The sequence below is a fragment of the Lysobacter olei genome (assembly GCF_054777355.1).
In genome coordinates, this window is record NZ_BAAHAT010000005.1 from 261,620 (window position 1) to 281,550 (window position 19,931).

Genomic DNA, 19,931 nt, shown 5'->3' on the forward strand with positions numbered 1-19,931 from the left:
ACTTTGGTTGGAGTAGCAGATGCCAGGCACACGGCCGGTTTTCTATGTTTCTGACGGTACGGGCATCACGGCGGAGACCATCGGCCACAGCCTTTTGACCCAGTTCACCAACACCCGGTTCGAGAGCACCCGCATTTCGTACGTGGACAGCGTGGAACGGGCGGAAATGGCCGCTGCGCGGATCCGGGCGGCGGCGCTGACCCACGGGACCCGGCCCATCGTGATCAATTCCTGCATGGACACGACGGTCAGTGCGGCCTTGGCGGAGAGCGGGGCACTGATGCTGGACGTGTTCGAGCCGTTCATCGGGCCGCTGGAGCGCGAACTGGGCGAGACGCGCGAGCACCGCATCGGCCAGGCCCATGCCATCGTGGACTTTGACCAGTACCACCGCCGCATCAATGCGATGAACTTCGCGTTGACCCACGACGACGGCATGTCTGTCAATTATGACGGCGCGGACGTGATCCTGGTCGCGGTTTCCCGGGCAGGCAAGACGCCCACCTGCGTCTATCTGGCGCTGCAGTACGGTGTGCGCGCGGCCAACTACCCGCTGACCGAGGAAGACCTGGAGCACGACAACCTGCCGGCGCACCTGAAGGCGCACCGGCGCAAGCTGTTCGGCCTGAGCATCGATCCCATTCGACTGCAGCAGATCCGCCAGGAGCGCCGGCCGAACTCGCGCTACGCGCAGTTGGACACCTGCAAGCGGGAAGTGGCGGCGGCGGAGAAGATGTTCCGCGCGGAGCGCATCCCCACGCTCAGTACGACCAACGCCTCGATCGAGGAAATCGCCAGCAAGGTGATGACCACCTTGGGCATCTCGCGCGTGATGTTCTGAGGTGCCGGGGGCAGGGGGGAAAACCCTGCACGTGCCTTCCCAAACGTAGGCTTGATGGACGTGCGCGTCAACGCTGCCGTCGCGGCAGATGGCCGTGTAGGATCGAGCCCATGAATGCAGTGCTTGCCCGCCGCCATACGCGTTTCCCCCGGCTGAGCCGCCTCGGCTGGCTGATGGGCCTGTATGGCGAAAACCACGCCAAGCTGGCCAGTCTGTTTGACGTGCGGGCGCTGGCGTGCGGGCACTACGTGTCCATGGCCGGGGACGGCCTGGAGCTGCACATCGAGGTGATGGAGCAACACCGGTACACGACCGAGCTGCGCCTGTCCTACGCCATGCTGGACCCGGTGACGGGCGAGCCGGATCCGTCGGCGTTTGTGCGCGTGTATCACGATGCGAAGCAGTTGGAGGTCACCCACTGTTACGTGGGGCGCCGCTGGCAGGACGCGATCGGCATGAATCCGGCGCCGGATGCGGTGTTTGGCTACCGATTCCGCATCAATACGTTCATCGGAAAGTGGCTGGATTACCTGTCTGCGCAGGGCCATGGCATGGCGACGCTGCAGGAGTTGCGGCCTGCCGTCATCGAACATTCAAAATCCGCTTGACGGACTGCGGAACGCACCCTAAAGTAGCGGTCTTTCCAGCCCTGTGGGGCCATAGCTCAGCTGGGAGAGCGCCTGCATGGCATGCAGGAGGTCGGCGGTTCGATCCCGCCTGGCTCCACCACTGGTTGCTGGAAATAGCTGTAAAAACAGGCCAAAGCTGTACTCCGCGTCCCCATCGTCTAGAGGCCTAGGACATTACCCTTTCACGGTAGCGACCGGGGTTCGAATCCCCGTGGGGACGCCACTATTCTTCAAGCAGGGCTGCCGAAAGGTGGCCCTGCTTGTTTATGAAACACCCAGAAAACTTCGTGAAAATTTTCTTTGACGAAGTGGAAATGGCTCGATATGATGCGCGCCTTTCCAGCCTCGTGGGGCCATAGCTCAGCTGGGAGAGCGCCTGCATGGCATGCAGGAGGTCGGCGGTTCGATCCCGCCTGGCTCCACCACTCTTCGGACATCGACGTAGTCGGTTTCCACGACGTCCCCATCGTCTAGAGGCCTAGGACATTACCCTTTCACGGTAGCGACCGGGGTTCGAATCCCCGTGGGGACGCCAACTAAAAAGCCTGAGAAATCAGGAACATACGACGAGGCCCGCGAAAGCGGGCCTTTTCGTTTTCTGGACTTCGGAAACGGTTCGGATTCCCCCGGCTCCCCTGCGCGGCGGCTCCGGGAAGAGTGCCGGGGCGACCGGCGAGGCCGGGACGCGCGGAAGTGCGCGAGGGGCGCGGACGGCGCTAGGGATGGCGAAGGCGACCAGCGCGACGACGCTACATCGTCTCGGCAGATTCGGACTCGTCTTCCAACAGGTCGCGGCCTTCGAACATCGCGTTGATGAACGCCATCGGGCGCTGGAAGTGGAAGAGGCATCTAACAAAGATGCCAGCTGCCGGAAAGACCACCTTCCCGTCGCGTTCTAGAACAATAGGCTGCCCCTGAAAGCGAATGGCGTCTTGCCCCCAACCGTTCGTGATCTTCCGTTCGTGCTTGTTCTTCGGGGGGCGCACTGTGATGCCAGTCCTCTCGCATTCCGCAATAAGGGCGGGAATCGAGATGCCCATGCATACGTGGAGACGACCGAACAGCAAGTCCATGATGCGTTCGGGCGTCATCAGCAGGCACGGTAGTGGCAGCGCAAGCGGCTCCACAACACAGTCAATCATCCGAGCTACAGGTGTCTGCTCGCCACCTGAAAACTCCCTCAACCAAAGCCAGAACATGGTCGAGGACATCGGGAAATACTGCTTTGAGTACGCGCCAAGGAAAAGGCAGTTATCCACCATGTTGATCGCCCAGCCTTTCTCCATTGCCTGATCGCAGACAGTGTTGAACTCTTCATCCCACTCATCAATGGGGACGAAGGCTTCTCGGATGAAAACTTCCTTAGACGTGTCGGGGTCGCGAGTCTTCTTGTCACTGAGGGCTTCAGTCACGAATTGCATTCGATCAAGCTGCCTGGCCATCCGATCAAACTGCTTTGCGGTTTGTGGCGACTCGTCCTGTAGAGCACGTTCCTTGAACTGCTCGCAGCCGGATTGCTTGTAAAACATGACCTTGCGCTGAAGTTCTGCGTTCTTCCTGCCTTCTTTAACCTCGGCAATGGTCATCCTTCTCGCAAGAGAATCGAAAATCAGCATGTCCCCAACCTGCACGAAGCTAGTGAGGTCAGTGATGAGCGGGATGCAACTTGGATCTTGCTGCCGCAGTTGGTTTGCAACACGAACTACCGAATCAAGGTTGGAGTGCTTCAAGTTCGGTTGGCGATTTTCCTTGAACAGCCGCCGCGCATAACAAAGCTGCTTCTGGATCATCGTCCATGCAATCGTGTCCATTCCCATGCGGTAAAGGGCTTCTTCGCCTGGCACAAGTGGCTCATCACTATTGAGTCGCGCCAAGAATCGCTCTTGCGCGTTCCACCAGCCCTGATGAGCTAGCCGATAGAACTCCGCGCGATACGCTTCATCCTCCTTGAAGCGTTTGGTGTCCACTGGCCACATTGAACGGCTGCCGCAGCACACCTCGTCAAAGAGCTGCTCTGCGATGGGCTCCAAGTGCGCAGGCATTGCCATCGGCCCGAGGCGGCGTATGCGCTTTGTATCGTCTTCTGTGAGTTTGATGTCGTCGCTGTTGGTCATTGACGGAAAGCACGTCGCATGGCTGTGGAATGGATACCCTCATCTTCCTCCGCCCGGCAATGGGAATTTGCCGCCCTTACCACCGCTGCTTCACCAGCTTCACCTGCGCGCCGCCAGTTCCTGCCGCAATCACCCGTAGCGGATGGCGTCGGCTCCGTGGTCCGGGCCGGTCATGTCCACGTCCTCAATATGCTTCGGGTCGCGGGCCAGCATCGGCACCCTGTCCCAGAAGTACCGGCACCGCCGCGCCACACACAGGCCGGGGCGATCCGGGGACCTAGCATGGGCCAGCAAGTGGCGCATCCGGTTCCACCTGCTCACACGGTCAGCCTTCCGGGCCGGTTCGAAGTACACGCCCTCTAGGTTGGACTCGTCTGCGATGGACACGGCAGTGTGGCCGCCGCGCGCAAAGATCGCGTCATCCGCCACCCCATGCGGCATGACGCCCAAGCGCCGGCACATGCCCTTGATGGCGTCGGAGAGCTGTGGCACGGTCCAGCCCGTCCCTATGTTGAGGTTGCCGGGGCGATGGGTCGCCAGCTCGTTCAGCGCCAGGAGGCTGTCGGACGGACGCTAGTGTCGCTTTGGCTCGAATCCCCGTGGGGACGCCAACTTCAAGATACGAACAAGGCCCGGGAAACCGGGCCTTGTTTCGTTATGGCTCTTCGTTGCGGAGCAAGAGGCTTGTTGCTGCGCAACGATCGGCCGCCGGAGTCCGGCGGCCGATCTTGGTTTACATCAGAAGCTGTAACGCACCTGCAGCTGGGCCACGTCCAGGTCGATGTCCTCGACCTCGAAGCGGTTGTACTCACCGCGCAGCGAGACGGCATCGTTGATCTTGTACTGCGCGCCCAGGCCGTAGGTCGGGTCGGTGCCGTTGTCGTCGGCGGTGTTGGTCAGCGCGGGCAGTTCGGTGTCGAGGTTCCAGCGGCTGAAGCCGGCCTTGGCGTACGCCGAGAACTTGTCGGTGATCGGCACGATGCCCACGGCAGTCAGCGAGACCGCGTCGGCCTCCAACTCGCTGCCAGCCGCTTCGGGCTCGATCTTGCCGAAGTCGGTGTAGGCGCCTTCCAGCGCGATGTAGCGGTTGAACTGGTAGCCGCCGAACACCGAGAACGTGGTGTCTTCGTCGTCGTAGCCGCGCTCGTCGACGAACGACTGGCCGACGCCGGCGCCGGCGTAGAAACCGCTGTCATCGGCTGCGCTGGCAGCGAAGGCGCTGGTGCTGGCGAGTACGGCGAGGAGGGTGGCGCTCAGGACCTTGTTCTTGCTCATTTCTCTGTCTCCTGACACAGCCCGGCGAAATGGGGGGGGGGGAGCCGGTGCTGGGCGGCAGGCTGGGCGGGATGCCGAGGCCGCTGCCGCTGTGGAGACATGATGGGCGTCCTGCTAGAAAAGTTGATCCCGTAGTGCGTGAATCATTGTTCCGCAAATGCAACACTTATCCCCTTGAAACAACTGCTCTCGTCCGGGGGGCCAGTGCTCAATGGGGGAGCGCTGCTGTCAGATGCTCCTGCTCCAGTATCAGCGGCCTCTGTTCAAGCGCCGTAGCCACGCCCTCCCAGCCGGCGCGACGGGCGTGGTACTGCATGGCGCGGACCGTGCTTGTGCTGGGCGGATCAGGTGGCAATTCCGATACGTCGTCAGGCGACATGCGCCACGGCTGCAACTGGCGATCAGCAGCGCGGGCGGAGTCGGCCAATAGGGCAGCGATGCGATACCCGCCCACGTCGATGTCACCCCAGTGGTACACGACCGCGTTGGCAGGAAGGGCATCAAGTGCGAGTGCGTACAACTGGCGCAGCGCTGGTGAAGGCATGCCGGCGGTCCACAACAGCAGCCCCGGCTGCTCGCCCAGTTGCAGGGCGGCTTCGTGGAAGCTTGTGAGGTTCTCGATGGTCAGTAGCCAACGCGCGTCGGTGGTGATCTGGGTGGCGGCACCGGGAGGCAGTCCAATCCAGGGGTGGCAAGCGGCCAGCCAGTCGCCCTCGACGGCAATGCGTGCGCGGCCGGCGAGCAGTAGCGGCTGTGGCATCGGTCGGAGACCCAGCGCCGACCAGATGTCGCGGTCCTCCAGGCCGGTGGCGGTGGTTTCACCGAAGTGCAGTACCTCCAGCCAGCGGGTGAGTTGTTGCAGGCGCTTGCTGTCGCCGAACAGGCGGCGGCTTTCCTTGCGCAGTAGGCGATCGGGGCCGGCGGGTGCGCGCAGGTCAAGCACCGCCTTTGCCGCGTCTGCGAGGTCTGCGGCAGCCAACGGGCCAGAGCCCCGCACGCTTCGGCCCCGTTGCCAGAGGGCCAGGACCTCCTCCAGGGAGGGAAAGCTGGGGAGCAGGTGCGCCAGTGTCTGCCGTGCGGCTGCGACATGCTGGCCCAGCAACGCGATGTCGAGGTGGCCGGCGAGGCTATCAAGGCTGGCAACGCGCAACTGCAGGAGTCGTGCCTCCGCATCGCCGGGACGCTCGCGCTTGACGGTAATCGCGCCGGCGCGCTCGGCCAGCGCGATGCGGGCGTGGAACGCTTCCCGTGCGGCGTGGCTGGGCAACCCACCGTACTCGCGGGCGTCGCGGCCCGTGAAGGTCAAGGGCACGGTTTCGTCGCGGCCGGCGGTGCGGGCGCGCTCACCCTTATGCAGCAGCCGCTGCAGCACCTCGACGGCGGCAGCGCTGCCGTCGCTGCTCACGCGCTGGCCGCCTGTTCGGCACGGATGCGGGCGGCCTCGCGTTCAAGCAGTTCGGGATGTATGGCGAACTGGTCGCTTTCCAGCAACTCACGGCCGGGTTCGCGCACGCGTACCTGTTCCACCTGCAGCATGGGACCGTCACGGAACAGCTCGATGTAGCTGTCCAGCACGCCCGTGAGCGTGCCCTGCGCGGTGTCCGGCGCGGCCAGCACCAGCTGCAGGCCCAGCGAGCGCAGGTAGTGGGTGGTGGCGCGGGCGTTCTGCGCGTCGATCTTGTCGCCGAACTCATCGAGCATGATCACGCCGATGCCGCCCTGCTGGCCTTCGGCCTTGCCGTAGGCGGCGGCCAGCGCGGCGCCTGCGATGACGTACAGCGGGGCGCGGTGCTCGCCGCCCGAGCCGGAGCGCATGCGCTCGCTAAGCGTGCCGATGACGCGGTCTTCCTGGCGGATGTCCACTTCGAAGTGGAAAAAGCGGCGGTAATCGTCCAGCGGCGAGGGCTTGGCAGGACCGGCTTGGTCTTCGATCAGCTCGCGGAAGGCGGTGGGTACCTGGCCGGCGCTGCCGAACAGGTTGTCGCTTTCACCGACTTCGGCGGCGCGCTTGATGAAGGCATGCAGTTCGCGCAGTTCGGGCAGGACTTCGAAGCGGAAGCGGTAGCGCTCGTTGTTGGAGAACGCGGGGCTCCGCGACAAGGTGCGGTTGAGGGTGTCGACCTGATGGCGCAGGCGGGTGAAGTTGTCGTACAGCGCCGAGGCGACGTTGGAGCGGAAGGTGCTGACGGCGGTGTTGTAGGCGTCTTCGGCCGCAGCCTGGTGCTGGACCAGCTCGCTGTTGAGCAGGTGGTCGATGTCCTTGCGCAGCAGCTTGCCAGCGGCGCGCCAGTCCTGCGGTTCCAGGTCGATGGGGATGCCATGGTCGTGGCCGTACTGGCTCAGGCCGCGCCACGCCTCGGGTAGCAGGTTGGCCAGTTCCTGGTCGGCGCCCTGGGCGCGCTTGGCGCACAGGATCAGGCGCTCGACCAGGTCGGGCTGCTTCTCGTCCAGTTCGTCGCGGTGGCGTTCGACGAGGTTGGGATCCACGTCGGGGTCGGCGAAGGCGTCGATGGCGGCGCGGGCGATCGCGTCGGTCTGGGCGTTGAGTTCGTCCAGGGCGGTGAGAGCGCGCTTGGCGGCCTCCTCGGTGCGGGTGACGGCGCGCAGCTGGTCTTCAAGTTGCTGGCGCAGGCTGTCCACGCGCAGGCGGCAGGCCTCCGCGTGTTCGGTCAGGCGCAGCAGGTCGGGGTTGGCGAACGCGGCCTGGCTGTCGCGCAGGCGGTCGAGCCGGTCGATGGCTTCGCGGTGCTCCAGCAGGCGCGTGTGCACGGAAGCGGCGACGTCGTCCGCGTTGCCCAGGCGGGCCATGGCGGCGGCGCAGTCGGCCGCGGGGCGTGCCTGGCGCTGCAGGCGCTCGTGCTCGGCGATGGCGGCTTCGAGGTCGCCGCGCAGCAGGCGCTGGCGTTCGCGGTCGTTGGCGGCGCCGATGCGCAACTCACCCGCAGCGGACAGGCGCAGGCGCTCGACGCCGCCGCCCTTGGCGAGCAGGCCGTCGCGCGAGAGGGCGTGGCGGCTCTGCACGACTTCGGCATCGGTGTCGACGCGGCGCACGTCGCCCAGCTGGCGGCGCAGGTAGGCGACGGCATCGGCATCGTCGCCGTCGAGCAGGGCGGCCACGAGGCCGTCCGCCGGGGTGCCGGCGGCGTTGCGGCGGGCGTGGCTGGCGAGCGCGAGCTTGGCGCCGTAGACCGCGCGGCTGCCGTGCAGGCCGCGCACGAGGCGTACGGCGCGCTCCTCGTGCTCGGGTGGTACCAGCAGGGCTTCGACGTGGGTGCGCAGGTAGGCCTCGATGGCGGGCTGCCAGTCGCGGTCGGTGACGCGCACGAGGTCGCACACGGGGCGGGCGGGGATGCCCTCGTCCTGCAGGTAGTTGAGCAGGCGCAGCACGTCGGGGCGCAGTTCGGCCTTGCCGGCGCCGAGGCGCTCCAGGTTGGCGCGCAGCGACTTCACCCGGTCGTGGGCGGCATCGACGGCATTGTGCTGTTCGCGGTCGAAGGCGGCGACGGCGCGGACCACGGGTTCGGCCAGGCGTAGGGCTTCGTGCAGGCGCGCGTGCAGGGTGTCCGGGTCGTCGGGGATGGCGGCATCGCCGGGCAGGGCGGCGAGGCTTTCGTAGAGCGTTTGCCACGGCGCGGAGGCGCGCTGGAGCAGGCTGGCGTCTAGGTTGGGCAGTTGCAGCCGCGCCGCTGACTGCAGCAGGTCGCGGACCAGCACGGTGTCATGCAGGAGCGACTTCTTCAGGCGGGCCAGTTCCTCGCGGTCGCGGGTGGCCAGACCGTCGAAGCTGGATTGCTCGTTGTAGCCCTGCGTGCCCTGCAGGCGGGCCTTGGCATCGTCCCATTCGGCTTCGGCGGTGCGGAGGCCGCTGCGGGCACCTTCCAGCGCGCGTTGTGCCTGCTGCGACTGGTCGTTGGCCGTCTGCAGGGCCTGTTCGGCGGCATCCACCGCGTCGCCGTGGGCGTCACGACGGTATTCGGCGGCCAGCGCGCGGTAGCTGGCGCTCCGGGTGGCCAGCGCAGCGACCTTGCGGTACTGCGCGTCGACCGCCTCGGCCTCCTCGATGCGGCGGGCGACCTGTTCGATGCGCTCCTTGATCTGGCGGAAGCCGTCGAGCAGCGCACGGAAGCGGCCGATGTCGGTGGGCCGCTCTTCGGCGACCAGCGTGCGGACGAACAGGTCCACGTCATCGACGCGCTGCAGGTTGAGAGCGTTGCGGAAGGCCTTGCGCCACGCGCCGGCATCCAGGTGCGCGGTGGGCGACGGGCGCAGGCGGTGCAGCAGTTCCTTGACGAAACGGTCGCTGCTGGCGTGCAGGTCGGCGGCGGTGCCGTTGTCCTTGCAGCGGCGCGAGATCAGCTCGCGGAACTTGGCCCATTCCAGTGGCAATTCGTGGCCGTCGACCTGTTCCAGGTGGTCCTCAAGCGCTAGGTCGACGTGCGGAAGCAGGTAGAGGCCGTTCACGCGGTGGTCGGGTTCGTCGGCGGAAGCGCCGAGCGCGATGCCGGCGGTGAGCGGCTCACCCGTGGTTTCGTCGCGGAACACCAGGCTGATGTAGGTGGTGGCAGTGCGACGGGCGCGGCCGTCGTCGCCGGTGCGGTACACGCCGAGGCAGTAGTCGCGGATGGTGCGGGCGCGGTGGTTGCCGCCGGCCTGCGCGTTGAAGCGGATCTGGTTGCGGTCGCCGCCGAGGAGCACGATCTGCAGGGCGTCGAGCAGGGCGCTCTTGCCCGCGCCGTTGGGGGCGATCACGGCGGTGGTGCGGTCCAGTTCCAGGGTCTGGGCCTGGAACAGGAAGAACTGGACGAGGTGGACGCGCTCAAGCAGGAACATGCGTGTCTCCGTCGGTCAGGGTGTGCGCGGGCGCGACATCTGCAACTCCAGGACCGGTTGGAAGCGGGGATTCGCCGTCGGGGTCGATGTCGACTTCGCGACGGGAGTGGGCGTCAGTACCAATATCGCCTTCAAGCTGACCGTCTGTGTCGCCGTCGTCGTCCATGCCGTCATCGAGGTTGTGCTGGTCAAGACGCTGCAGCCATTGCGGCCCGATGATTTCGACAATGGCGGGGCGCACCACGATGCGGAACGGTTGCAGGTCGCCGGGCTCGCATTCCTCTTCGCGGCACAGCGCCCATCGGCGGGCGGTACGCAGCAGGTCGCGCAGCGCGCCGAGGTCGGGCATGGGGCGGCCGGTGAGGGCGGGCCAAGCTTCCTGCAGGTCGGGCAGCTCGACGGTCACTTCACCGTGTTCTTCCACTTCGCCGCGGCGCATGGCCTGGTCGTAGCGCTGGCGCAGCACCAGGGCGAGCAGGGTCTCGTTGAGCGAGGCCGCGACGCCTTCGGCATGCGCCGGCAGGGCGACGATGTAGCGGAAGTGCGCGTTGCGCTCCAGGCGGACGCCCAGCGGCTCCAGCGCGGAGGCGAAGTCGCCCAGCCAGGTTTCGACCAGGTGGTAGGCGTTGCGGGAGCGGCGGTCGCTGGCGTAGAGCACCTGTTCGGTGACCAGGCGGTAGGCGGCGCGTTCGAAGTCCTGCGGCGTGTAGGTGCCGCCGGACTGCTGGCTGAGGTGGGCCCAGGATCGTTTCATGCGGTGTGTCTCGTGCGGCGCAGGGTGAAGCGCGGCGTGTCGAGGTGGTGGTTGACCGTGCGCGCGCGGTGGTCGAGTTCAACGTCGAAGCCGCGCAGCATGCGTCGCAGGGGGTCGTCGCGGCGCAGGCCACCATTGCGGTGGCCGCGCAGCGCCATCGTTGTGAGCACCTGGTAGGCGCGCAGGTCGGCGATGCTGTCGATGGCCAACTCGTCGGAGGCGACGCGTTCGCGGCCGCCGAGGTGGCGATCGATGTAGCGCGCGAGGTCTTCGGGCAGCACCTGGCGCACGCGTTTCATCTGCCGCAGCAGGTGCATGCGGGCCAGTTGTTCGGGCGTGGGCGGGGTGGTGACGTTGGCCGTGCGCGGGATGGGGCGCGGGCGTGTACGCGGCGCGCGCAGGCGGCTCTCGTCCAGCAATGGGCCGGGGGCGACGGGCAGGCGCAGCGCGCTTTCGGGTGCGGCGAGGGCGCCGCGGCAGGCGCGCTGCAGCAGCACGTCGAAGCGGTCTGGGGCGCGCAGGCGGTAGTCGAGGAAGGCGAGAGCGCGGCGGTTGGCCTGGCGGATGTCCTCGTCCAGGCGCTCGAGGTATTCGGCGATGCGGTCCAGTTCGCGCAGGCGGCGCAGGCTGCGTTCCAGGCGCCACGCGGCGCGCTCGGCATCGTGGCCGGGCGTGCGTTCCTGGTACCAGTGCAGCAGTCGCTGGCGATGGTCGGAGTGCTCGATGTCGCGCACCAGCTCCAGCACGGCGGTGCGCCGGGCGAGCGGGTGGTCGGCGTTATGCAGCTGCGCGTAGTCGCCGATGAACAACTCGGTGACGTAGCGCTCGAACAGCTGCCGGGCGAACTGCGCGGTACTGCCGGCCTTGATCAACTCCGGCATGAGGTCGCGCACGCGCACGCTGATGGTGGCCACGTGCGACAGCAGGCCGCGGGTCTGGTCGGCGGCTTCGTCCAGCGCATCGCCGCCGGCGGCGTGTTCCACCACCTGGCGCAGCAGCAGTTCCACCGAGCGGATCTTCGCGCCCAGGAACGCAGGGCCGCGCTCGGCGAAATCCCACAGCGTGCCCAGCAGCAGGCCGACCGGTTGGGTCATGGTGGCCATCTCGCGCACCCCCACGCGCTCCTGGCGCAACCAGCCCGCGGCGCGCAGGCGCTCGTAGATGGCATTGGCGCGCACGGTCAGCGGCGTGTCGGGCGATTCGCCCTCGTCGTCTTCCCACGGGTCGTCGCTGAGCAGCCAGCGCTCGATGGCGCTGGTGAGCTCGCGGCGGGGGTAGCCGTCGCTGGGGGGTAACGGGGCGTCGGGGCCGAAATGCTCGGCGTAGAGGCGACCGAGGATGCTCCAGTAATGGAGCCGGTTGGGCGAAGCCAACGGGCCAAACAGGCCGTCGGGCAGATGGGCGAACAGTGCGGGCGTTGGGTCTGAGCCGCTCAATCCGGCCTTCCTCGGTACTTCGTGGAGCCAGAATCATATGCCAGCCGGGGTCCGTGACCGGCCTTCGACGAAAAAAACCGCAAAAAAACGCGTTTACCGCTTGGCGTCGCGCATTTGTTGCCCTACATTCGCAGGGCCAAGGGGTTACTGGCACCAAACAACCTTTTTTTCGAGTCCCATGGGGAACAAGATGGCAACGAAGAAGAAAGCTGCTGCTCCGAAGAAGGCTGCCGCCAAGAAGCCGGCTGCTGCAAAGAAGGCCGCTCCGAAGGCTGCGGCCAAGGCTGCACCGAAGGCACCGAAGTCGATCAAGGAAGTGCTGAGCAAGTCGCAGTTGGTCACCCACCTGTCCGAGGCGACTGGCGTTATCGCCAAGGACGTCCGTCAGATCCTGGGTTCGCTGGAAGAAGTCGTCGCGGCTTCGGTCAGCAAGAAGGGCGCGGGTGCGTTCACCCTGCCGGGCCTGCTGAAGATCACCGTGGTGAAGGTGCCGGCCAAGCCGAAGCGCAAGGGAATCAACCCGTTCACCAAGGAAGAGCAGTGGTTTGCCGCCAAGCCTGCCACCGTCAAGGTGAAGGTGCGTCCGCTGAAGAAGCTGAAGGACGCCGCGGCCTGATGACCGCTGGAAGGGGCCGGATTGCCGGTCCTTTCCGACACTGCGAAACGGCTGCTCCGCGAGGAGTGGCCGTTTTCGTTTCTGGTGGTGGGGCGGCGCGGGATGGGCAGGGGGCGCGTTGCGTCTGGCGTTGGCAATGCAGCCGGAGCGCTCAGTGGAAATCGCGCGAATGGCCCGTTGCCAGTGTGCCGAGCAAGTCGCTGGCGTTCTCCATGCGTTCGGCAATCAGGTGCTGCACGCCGTCCTGTCGTTCCAGCCGGCCTTCGACCACCAGCAGGCGTGATTCCAGCAGCGCACGGCGTTGGCGCTCGGCCACGTGTCGCCAGACGACCACGTTGATGGTGCCGTCCTCGTCTTCCAGTGACATGAAGGTGACGCCGCTGGCGGTCTGCGGGCGCTGGCGCAACGTGACCAGTCCTGCGGTACGCACCCGGCGGCCGTGGGGCAGGGTGTCGAGCTCGGAGGAGCGCTTGCAGCGTCGCCCGGTAAGCGCCTTGCGGATCATGGCCATCGGGTGGCGACCCAGCGTGGTGCCGGTGGTGGCGTAATCCAGCGTCAGGTCTTCGCCGGCGGTGGGCATGGGCAGGGCGATGGCATGCTCGGGTGTGGCGACGGTGTCGGCGAACAGCGGCAATTGCGGCTCCACGCCGGCAATGGCCCATCGGGCGCGATGGCGGTGGCCCGCCAGGGCCTTGAGTGCGCCCGCATCCGCCAGCAGGCTGCGATGACGTTCGTCCAGTGCGGCGCGGCGACACAGGTCATCCACGTCAGCGAAGGGGCGGCGTAGGCGCGCCGCATGCAGCTGGCGCGCCGCGCCTTCGGAGAATCCCTGCACCATGCGCAGGCCCAGACGAATCATGGGCGAGGGTCGGGGCGGAGCACTTTGCATCGCGCAAATGCCCGGAGGATCTGCCTGCAGGGTGGCGCGGAAGGTGGCGCCGTTGGACGCAGCCGACCCGCGATCCGGGAATTCCAGCGTGCAATCCCATTCGCTGTGACGCACGTCTACCGGCAGGACCTGGATGCGGTGGCGACGTGCGTCCTGCAGCAACTGGTCGGCGCTGTAGAAGCCCATCGGCAGGCTGTTGATCAGGCTGCAGGTGAAGGCGGCGGGCTCGTGGCATTTGAGCCAGCTGCTGGCATACGTGAGCAGGGCGAAACTGGCGGCGTGCGACTCGGGGAAGCCGTACTCGCCGAAGCCTTTTATCTGGCTGAAGATGTGCTCGGCGTATTCGCGGGTGAAGCCGTTGCGCAGCATGCCCTGAGTCAGCTTCTCGCGGTGCGGGTCCAGTCCGCCGCGCCGCTTCCAGGCGGCCATGTCGCGTCGCAGCTTGTCCGCCTCGCCACCGGTGTAGCCGGCGCCGACGATGGCCAGTTGCATGACCTGCTCCTGGAACAGCGGCACGCCCAACGTGCGCGCGAATACCTTCTCCAGCTTGGGCGGGTATTCGACGGGTTCCTCGCCCCGGCGGCGGCGCAGGTAAGGGTGCACCATGTCGCCCTGGATGGGGCCGGGGCGCACGATGGCGACCTCGATGACCAGATCGTAGAAACAGCGGGGCTTCAGGCGCGGCAGCATCGCCATCTGCGCACGCGATTCGATCTGGAACACGCCCACCGTGTCGGCGCGCGAGATCATCTCGTAGGTGGGTGTGTCTTCGGCGGGAATGCTGGCGAGGGTGTAGTCGCCGCGGCCGTGGTGGCGCAGCAGGTCCAGTGTCTTGCGGATGGCAGTGAGCATGCCCAGCGCAAGGCAGTCCACCTTCATCAGTTGCATCGTGTCGAGGTCGTTCTTGTCCCACTGGATGACGGTGCGGTCGTCCATGGCGGCGTTTTCCACCGGCACCAGCGTATGCAGCGGGTGTTCGGAGATGACGAAACCGCCGGGGTGCTGCGACAGGTGGCGGGGGAAATCGATCAACTCGGTGGTCAACGCGATGACTCGCTGCATCAGCGGGGAATCGGGGTCGAAGCCGCGTTCGCGCAGGTACTCCGGAATGGGGGCGCGGCCGCCCCAGCGGTCCATGGTGGCGGCCAGTTCGTTGACCTGGTCGGGCGGCAGGCCCAGCACCTTGGCCACGTCGCGGATGGCGCTGCGGCCACGGTAGCTGATGGCCACCGCGGTGAGGGCGGCGCGCTCGCGGCCGTAGCGCTGGAACACGTACTGCAGCACTTCCTCGCGGCGCTCGTGCTCGAAGTCGATGTCGATGTCCGGGGGCTCGTTGCGCTCCACCGAGATGAAGCGCTCGACCAGCATCTGCATGCGCACCGGGTCGATGGCGGTCACGCCCAACGCGTAGCAGACCACCGAGTTGGCGGCCGAGCCGCGGCCTTGGCAGAGGATGCCGCGGCTGCGGGCAAAGCGGACGATGTCGTGCACGGTGAGGAAGTAGGACTCGTACTTCAACTGTGCAATCAATGCCAACTCGCGGTCGATCTGGGCACGGGTCGCGGCATCGGTGCCCGTGGGCCAGCGGTCGCGCGAACCCTGCTCTACCAGGTGTCGCAGCCAGGTGGTGGCGGTGTGTCCGGCGGGGACCAGTTCGTGCGGGTATTCGTAGCTCAGCTGGTCCAGTTGGAAGGTGCAGCGTTCGGCGATACGCAGGGTCTCGTGCAGCAGCGCGGCGGGATAGGTGGCGGCCAGTGCCTCGCGCGTGCGCAGGTGGCGCTCGCCATTGGGGAACAGGTGGGCGCCGGCCTCCGCCAGCGTGCAACCGTGGCGGATGGCGGTGAGGGTGTCCTGCAAGGCACGGCGACGGCGCACGTGCATGTGAACGTCGCCGGTGGCTACGGCGGGCAGGCCGCCGTGCTGGGCCAGGGCGAGCAGGCGTTGCAACCGCGTGGCGTCATCGGGGCCGTGGTGCAGTTCCACCGCCAGCCAGGCACGGCCCGGGAAACGCTCATGGAGCCAGGAGGCGGTGGTGTTGGCAGTCTGGGCATCGGGCCCCATGGCGGTCGCGCCATTCCCCGTGTCCGGCGGGAGAGGCTGGGTGTGGCGGGGGGACTCCAAGGGCGGCAGGTCGGTTTCATCGGGCACCCACAGCGCCAACAGTCCCTCCATGCCGGGGCATTCGAAGTCCTCGCGCAGCAACCGGTATTCGCCTTTGGGCGCACGTCGGCGTGCGGCGGTGATCAGCCCGCACAATGCGATGTAGCCCGCGTGCGTGGCCACCAGCAGCACCAGCTTCGGCCCGCCTTCCACCCGCACCTCGCTGCCCACGATCAGGGGCAGGCCGGCCTCCTTCGCGGCCTCGAAGGCGCGGACGATGCCAGCCAGTGTGCATTCGTCGGTGATGGCGAGTGCGCGGTAGCCCTGTTCCTGCGCCCTTGCGAACAACTCCTTGGCCACCGATGCGCCGCGCTGGAAGCTGAAAGCAGACAGGCAATGCAGTTCGGCATACGCAGGCCAGGCTTGGGTCTCGAGTGCCTGCAGGGCGGGGCTGGACGCAAAGGCGCGGGGCGGTGGCAGCAGGTGCGTGATCATGCGAACCACCCGTGCAGCGTCCACGGCCCATGCGCGCCTGCCGGGCACCACGCCCACGCATGCTGGCCTTGGGCGGTTTCGACGAGGTAGTAATCGCGGCGTGCTTCGCCGTCGTCCCACCAGCCTGACTCGATGCGCTCGGGGCCGGCGAGCAGGCGCAGGCCGTCGTCGGGCAGCGGTTGCGGCAGGGGCAGCAACCAGCCCGGACGTGCGTGGTTGGGCGGTCGCGGGAAAGCGGATGTTTTCCTGGACGCAGGCCCGTCATTGTCCAGGCGGTGCCACGCCCGTTCGGGGCGATGGTCAGCCTGCACCGCCAGTCCATGCACGGCGCCATCGCCCAGCCGCGCACGCAGGCGCTCGCGCAACTGCAACCACGGCACCGCCTGTTGCGGTCGCGCATCGAACAGATCGCGACGCGCAGGCACGAACGGCGGCAGTTCGCGCGCCAGCAGGCGCAGGCCACGGACGGGCGCGGGTACGCGGGCCTGCTCCAGCCGGCCGCGGGCCAGTTCGAACAGCACGGTGGCTTCGCGTTCGGGGGCCAGCAGCCCGATGACGACTTCGCTGTCGGCGCGACGGTCATGTTCCAGTCGCAGCACGAAACGCTGCACGCCGCCGTCGCGGCCGGCAAGGAACGCGGCCAGGTCGGCGGTCAACCGGCGCAGGGGGAACAGCAGGGCCTGGCTGGATTCGACTTCCTGCTCCAGTTCGATGCGCGCATCGAAACGGTCAGGCGGGCGGTAATGGTGGAGGGGCGCTTCGCGCAGACCGCGCAGCGTGTCCAGCCAAGGCAGCAGGTCCTTGGGAAAGCGCCGCGCCAGGCCGTCGCGGGGCAGGACGAATACCTGTCGCAACTGGCGCAGCCCCATGCGTGAGAACGCGGTGGCCACGGCCGGGTCCAGACCGGCACGCTCGACGGGAATGCGGCCCAGCCCCGCCACTAGGTCGTCTTCGTCCAATGCCAGCCCGTCGCCCGCGTTGGCCAGCACGCGCGCCGCCTGCGGGTTGGGCGCCACGCTGATGCGGTGGCGGATGCCCAGCGCGCGCAGTTCCTCACGCAGGCGGGCTTCGAACCGCGACCAGGGGCCGAACAGATTCAGGCTGCCGCCCACTTCCAGCACGATGGCATGCGGCAGGTCGGTGCTGACCTGCGAGCTGAATCCGTAGGCCCAGGCGGCCAGCAGCTGGCGCAGGTGTTCGGTGGCCTCGGGGTCATGCTCGACGGTGGCAAAGCCCGTGCACAACGCCTGCGCCGCGGCCCAGCCCATGCCTGCGCGCAAACCCAGTGCCTTCGCCGCCGGGTTGACCGCATGCAGCACGCGACGTTGCGCAGGGCCCGTGACCAGCGCCAGCGGTTCGTGTGGCGCGGGGTGGCGACGGAGGACGCCATCCAGCGCCAGTTGCGGCAGCAGCAGACAAGCCCAGTGCATGTGCGCCCCGCATCAATGCGCCACGCGCAGGGGAATGGACTGCGTCGGCACGGCGCCGCCGCGGCACTTGAGCACGCGCACGCGGGCCGGTTCGCCTTCCCGCGAACGGCCTTCCAGCACCAGGCGCAGCGCGGCCGGCGAAGGGTTGCGTGCCGCCTCTGGGCCGCGAAAGGCGAAGCCTAGGCACTGTCCGGTTTCGGCGGCCACTTGCAGGCGGCGCAGGGCGCGGTCGTCGGCCTTCTCCGGCCAGCACAACACTGCCGCACACGCCGCCGAGCGCAGGCACTGCTCCGCGGCCCAGAGCGCATCACGGCCTTCGCACCGCACTACCTGCAGGTTGGGCAGGTGCACGCCCGCGGCTTGCCACGCGGGGGCGTAGGGCAGCCACGGTGGGGCCACCACCGCGATGACACGCCCGTCCGCCGTTTGCCACGTGGCTCGGGTGGCGCGTTGGCCCGCCTTCTTGTCCAGTGCATTGTTCGCCCCAGGGCCGGAGGCCGGATGGGCCGCTCCGTCAGTGGGTGCTGACAAGCGTGCCAGCGTGGGCCACAGCAACTGCAACTCGCCCATGCCCGGAGCAGGCAGCAGCAGTTCGGTCAATGCCGCCTCCGGCCAGCCGCCGGTAGGCAGGGCCGCATCCAGCGCGGCATGACCGGTAGGGCAGGTGGACGAGGCCGGCGCATGCGACTGCCCACGCCAGACGCGGCGCGCGTCCAGCAGGGCTTCCAAGGGCATCACGGTGCCCATGTTCACCCCTGGCGCACCAGACCGCAGTAGATGCCTTCAATGGCGAAGTCGGCGCCGGGCGGCACCTCGATGGGTCCGAAGTCCGGATTGCGCGGCAACAGGCGCAGGTGCCCGGTGCGCATCTCCAGCCGCTTGATGGTGATTTCGCCATCGATCCGCGCCACCACCACCTGGCCGTTGCGGGCTTCGCTGGTGCGGTGGACCGCCACCAGGTCGCCGTCGAAGATGCCGTCCTCGCGCATCGAGTCGCCCTTCACCCGCAGCAGGTAGTCAGGGGTAGGGGAGAACAGCACCCGATCGAGCAGGATCTCCGCGTCGCTGCCGATGTCCGCGCCGATGGGCAGGCCGGCCGCCACTTGGCCCAGTACCGGCAGGCGCAACTGCTCGGGGCGGGGCCGCCGCCGCGTCTTTCGCTCCACCAGCCGGATGCCGCGGGCCTGGCCAGGGACGCGCTCGATGACGCCCGCGTCTTCCAGTGCCTTGAGGTGGTAATTGGCCGATTTGTTCTGGCGGAAGCCGAACGCCGCGGCGATCTCCAGTTGGCTGGGCGGCACGCCCTCGGCCTCGATCCGCTGGCGGATGAAGTCGAGGATGGCGCGTTGGGTGTCGGTGAGGCTCATGTGACTAATATTAGTCATAAACGGGCGCGGCTGGGTGAACAGGAGGGCGGCGCAGCCAGCCTGCCGACAAGCGGTCTCAGGGATTGCGACGCGCCATGCGGCGCGGCCGCTCACCCGGTGTCAGTGCCCGTCTACCGCCACGCGCCCCAGCGCGGGATGGTCGGTGAAGAATCCGTCGATGCCGGCGGCCAGGTAAGCGCGAATCTCGGCGATTGAGCCGTCGCGATGGCAGGTGCCTGGATCGTGGCCCTGCCACAGCGCCGGGGGCAGGAAGTGGTTTTCAGGACGGAATGTGTAAGGCAGTACTTGAAGGCAGACGTCGTGCGCATCACGGACCAGCGATGTCGGCGTCCCCAATGCGCCATCGGGGGTCAGGGGAATGATGGCGCGCGCAGGTGGACCGATCGCGTGTGCATAACCGGCGACCGCGCGCAGGCCTTGCGGCGTCGTCATCTGTCGGTAGGTCAGGCGAAAACCGCCCTCGTCCCGCTGGTCGATGGGCCCCTCATCCGGCGCGCCCACCAATTGCAGCAGGCGGATATTGGGGCGTTCCCGCAGCCGGGCGCGCAGGTATCGCAGGTTGTCCACTTCGAATGACTGGACCATCACCGGCGCCGTGCGGGTGTAGGCGTGTGCCTGCAATCGCTCGAGCAGGCGATCCTCAAGGGCGAGGCCCAGTTGCTGGAAATGGGTCGGGTGCTTGAGTTCCGGGATCAGGCCGATGGTGCGCCCCAAGCGACCGGATTCGGTGGCGACCAGTTCGATCACTTCATCCAGCGTGGCAATCGGGAACTGGCCGTCATGGGCGGTGGACCGAAGTCCGGCAAGACGTTCGTGGACGCGCAGCGTCTTCAGTTCGGCGAGGGTGAAGTCTTCGGTAAACCACCCTTCGAGGGATTGGCCGTCGATAACCTGCTGCCGGCGGCGGTGCGCGAACTCGGCCCGCTGAGCTACATCGGTCGTGCTGCTGAGTTCGCTCTCATGTCGGGCGACGAGCACTCCATCACGCGTGGCCACCAAATCGGGCTCGATGAAATCCGCGCCGTCGGCGATGGCTTGGGCATACGCCGCCAACGTGTGCTCCGGACGCAAAGCGCTGGCGCCGCGGTGGGCGATCACGAGCGGGCGCAAGGCCAATGGCATTCGTTGATGGTC

The 19,931-nt window shown here is 67.2% G+C and carries 15 protein-coding genes and 4 tRNA genes; 7 read left to right on the forward strand and 12 right to left on the reverse strand.

All coding sequences use genetic code 11. From position 1 onward, the window contains the following. The first annotated feature begins 19 nt into the window (after nt 1-19). The 6 genes from ppsR to ACYVBS_RS09575 all read left to right on the forward strand — a co-directional run bounded on the left by ppsR (nt 20) and on the right by ACYVBS_RS09575 (nt 2,005). Nucleotides 20-841 (forward strand): posphoenolpyruvate synthetase regulatory kinase/phosphorylase PpsR, encoded by an 822-nt coding sequence (ppsR, locus tag ACYVBS_RS09550; protein ID WP_460823300.1) that lies wholly within the window; start codon nt 20-22, stop codon nt 839-841. Between the two features lie 110 nt (nt 842-951). Continuing rightward, nucleotides 952-1,449: a DUF1249 domain-containing protein gene (locus ACYVBS_RS09555; RefSeq protein ID WP_460823301.1), complete on the forward strand. Its 498-nt coding sequence runs from the start codon at nt 952-954 to the stop codon at nt 1,447-1,449. Nucleotides 1,450-1,494: 45 nt separating this feature from the next. Beyond that, nucleotides 1,495-1,570, forward strand: a tRNA-Ala gene (locus tag ACYVBS_RS09560). 47 nt (nt 1,571-1,617) lie between these two features. Further along, a tRNA-Glu gene (locus ACYVBS_RS09565) sits at nt 1,618-1,693 on the forward strand. A 126-nt stretch (nt 1,694-1,819) separates the two neighbouring features. Next, nucleotides 1,820-1,895 (forward strand) — tRNA-Ala (locus ACYVBS_RS09570). 34 nt (nt 1,896-1,929) lie between these two features. Continuing rightward, nucleotides 1,930-2,005, forward strand: a tRNA-Glu gene (locus ACYVBS_RS09575). 214 nt (nt 2,006-2,219) lie between these two features. Here the strand turns inward: ACYVBS_RS09575 and ACYVBS_RS09580 are convergent. The 7 genes from ACYVBS_RS09580 to ACYVBS_RS09610 all read right to left on the reverse strand — a co-directional run bounded on the left by ACYVBS_RS09580 (nt 2,220) and on the right by ACYVBS_RS09610 (nt 11,879). Then, nucleotides 2,220-3,584, reverse strand: a complete 1,365-nt coding sequence (locus ACYVBS_RS09580; RefSeq protein ID WP_460823303.1) for a hypothetical protein — start codon at nt 3,582-3,584, stop codon at nt 2,220-2,222. Nucleotides 3,585-3,713: 129 nt separating this feature from the next. Continuing rightward, nucleotides 3,714-4,076 (reverse strand): hypothetical protein, encoded by a 363-nt coding sequence (locus ACYVBS_RS09585; RefSeq protein ID WP_460823305.1) that lies wholly within the window; start codon nt 4,074-4,076, stop codon nt 3,714-3,716. A gap of 246 nt (nt 4,077-4,322) precedes the next feature. Further along, the gene (locus tag ACYVBS_RS09590; RefSeq protein WP_460823306.1) at nt 4,323-4,859 is read right to left on the reverse strand and encodes an outer membrane beta-barrel protein; all 537 of its coding nucleotides are present in this window, start codon (nt 4,857-4,859) and stop codon (nt 4,323-4,325) included. Between the two features lie 208 nt (nt 4,860-5,067). Continuing rightward, complete coding sequence (locus tag ACYVBS_RS09595) at nt 5,068-6,264, reverse strand: Wadjet anti-phage system protein JetD domain-containing protein (RefSeq protein ID WP_460823307.1); 1,197 nt, start codon at nt 6,262-6,264, stop codon at nt 5,068-5,070. Beyond that, the gene (locus ACYVBS_RS09600; RefSeq protein ID WP_460823309.1) at nt 6,261-9,689 is read right to left on the reverse strand and encodes an SbcC/MukB-like Walker B domain-containing protein; all 3,429 of its coding nucleotides are present in this window, start codon (nt 9,687-9,689) and stop codon (nt 6,261-6,263) included. The genes ACYVBS_RS09595 and ACYVBS_RS09600 overlap by 4 nt, the downstream gene beginning before the upstream one ends. Next, on the reverse strand, nt 9,676-10,443 hold the full coding sequence (locus tag ACYVBS_RS09605; protein ID WP_460823311.1) for a DUF4194 domain-containing protein: 768 nt from the start codon (nt 10,441-10,443) through the stop codon (nt 9,676-9,678). The genes ACYVBS_RS09600 and ACYVBS_RS09605 overlap by 14 nt, the downstream gene beginning before the upstream one ends. Then, nucleotides 10,440-11,879 (reverse strand): Wadjet anti-phage system protein JetA family protein, encoded by a 1,440-nt coding sequence (locus tag ACYVBS_RS09610; protein ID WP_460823312.1) that lies wholly within the window; start codon nt 11,877-11,879, stop codon nt 10,440-10,442. Before ACYVBS_RS09610 ends, ACYVBS_RS09605 begins: the two co-directional genes overlap by 4 nt. Nucleotides 11,880-12,069: 190 nt before the next feature. On the opposite strand from ACYVBS_RS09610, the gene ACYVBS_RS09615 reads away from it, so the two are divergent. Next, nucleotides 12,070-12,495 (forward strand): HU family DNA-binding protein, encoded by a 426-nt coding sequence (locus ACYVBS_RS09615; RefSeq protein WP_460823313.1) that lies wholly within the window; start codon nt 12,070-12,072, stop codon nt 12,493-12,495. Between the two features lie 151 nt (nt 12,496-12,646). On the opposite strand, the gene ACYVBS_RS09620 is transcribed toward ACYVBS_RS09615, so the two are convergent. From ACYVBS_RS09620 to ACYVBS_RS09640, 5 genes are all read right to left on the reverse strand, one after another. Further along, on the reverse strand, nt 12,647-15,979 hold the full coding sequence (locus tag ACYVBS_RS09620; protein WP_460823314.1) for an error-prone DNA polymerase: 3,333 nt from the start codon (nt 15,977-15,979) through the stop codon (nt 12,647-12,649). Next, on the reverse strand, nt 15,976-17,409 hold the full coding sequence (locus ACYVBS_RS09625; protein ID WP_460823315.1) for a Y-family DNA polymerase: 1,434 nt from the start codon (nt 17,407-17,409) through the stop codon (nt 15,976-15,978). Before ACYVBS_RS09625 ends, ACYVBS_RS09620 begins: the two co-directional genes overlap by 4 nt. Nucleotides 17,410-17,421: 12 nt before the next feature. Further along, the gene (locus ACYVBS_RS09630) at nt 17,422-18,156 is read right to left on the reverse strand and encodes a translesion DNA synthesis-associated protein ImuA (protein ID WP_460823316.1); all 735 of its coding nucleotides are present in this window, start codon (nt 18,154-18,156) and stop codon (nt 17,422-17,424) included. A 2-nt stretch (nt 18,157-18,158) separates the two neighbouring features. Further along, the gene (gene lexA, locus ACYVBS_RS09635) at nt 18,159-18,776 is read right to left on the reverse strand and encodes a transcriptional repressor LexA (protein ID WP_460823317.1); all 618 of its coding nucleotides are present in this window, start codon (nt 18,774-18,776) and stop codon (nt 18,159-18,161) included. Nucleotides 18,777-18,896: 120 nt separating this feature from the next. Next, the gene (locus ACYVBS_RS09640; protein WP_460823402.1) at nt 18,897-19,919 is read right to left on the reverse strand and encodes a glycerophosphodiester phosphodiesterase; all 1,023 of its coding nucleotides are present in this window, start codon (nt 19,917-19,919) and stop codon (nt 18,897-18,899) included. Nucleotides 19,920-19,931: the final 12 nt, after the last annotated feature.

Excerpts from the sequence above, each read along its gene's own strand:
- ACYVBS_RS09600 (WP_460823309.1), bottom strand. The coding sequence starts at position 9,689 with ATGTTCCTGCTTGAGCGCGTCCACCTCGTCCAGTTCTTCCTGTTCCAG.
- ACYVBS_RS09615 (WP_460823313.1), top strand. The coding sequence starts at position 12,070 with ATGGCAACGAAGAAGAAAGCTGCTGCTCCGAAGAAGGCTGCCGCCAAG.
- ACYVBS_RS09640 (WP_460823402.1), bottom strand. The coding sequence starts at position 19,919 with ATGCCATTGGCCTTGCGCCCGCTCGTGATCGCCCACCGCGGCGCCAGC.
- ACYVBS_RS09555 (WP_460823301.1), top strand. The coding sequence starts at position 952 with ATGAATGCAGTGCTTGCCCGCCGCCATACGCGTTTCCCCCGGCTGAGC.
- ACYVBS_RS09620 (WP_460823314.1), bottom strand. The coding sequence starts at position 15,979 with ATGATCACGCACCTGCTGCCACCGCCCCGCGCCTTTGCGTCCAGCCCC.
- ACYVBS_RS09605 (WP_460823311.1), bottom strand. The coding sequence starts at position 10,443 with ATGAAACGATCCTGGGCCCACCTCAGCCAGCAGTCCGGCGGCACCTAC.
- lexA (WP_460823317.1), bottom strand. The coding sequence starts at position 18,776 with ATGAGCCTCACCGACACCCAACGCGCCATCCTCGACTTCATCCGCCAG.
- ACYVBS_RS09590 (WP_460823306.1), bottom strand. The coding sequence starts at position 4,859 with ATGAGCAAGAACAAGGTCCTGAGCGCCACCCTCCTCGCCGTACTCGCC.
- ppsR (WP_460823300.1), top strand. The coding sequence starts at position 20 with ATGCCAGGCACACGGCCGGTTTTCTATGTTTCTGACGGTACGGGCATC.
- ACYVBS_RS09580 (WP_460823303.1), bottom strand. The coding sequence starts at position 3,584 with ATGACCAACAGCGACGACATCAAACTCACAGAAGACGATACAAAGCGC.
- ACYVBS_RS09625 (WP_460823315.1), bottom strand. The coding sequence starts at position 17,409 with ATGCACTGGGCTTGTCTGCTGCTGCCGCAACTGGCGCTGGATGGCGTC.
- ACYVBS_RS09630 (WP_460823316.1), bottom strand. The coding sequence starts at position 18,156 with ATGGGCACCGTGATGCCCTTGGAAGCCCTGCTGGACGCGCGCCGCGTC.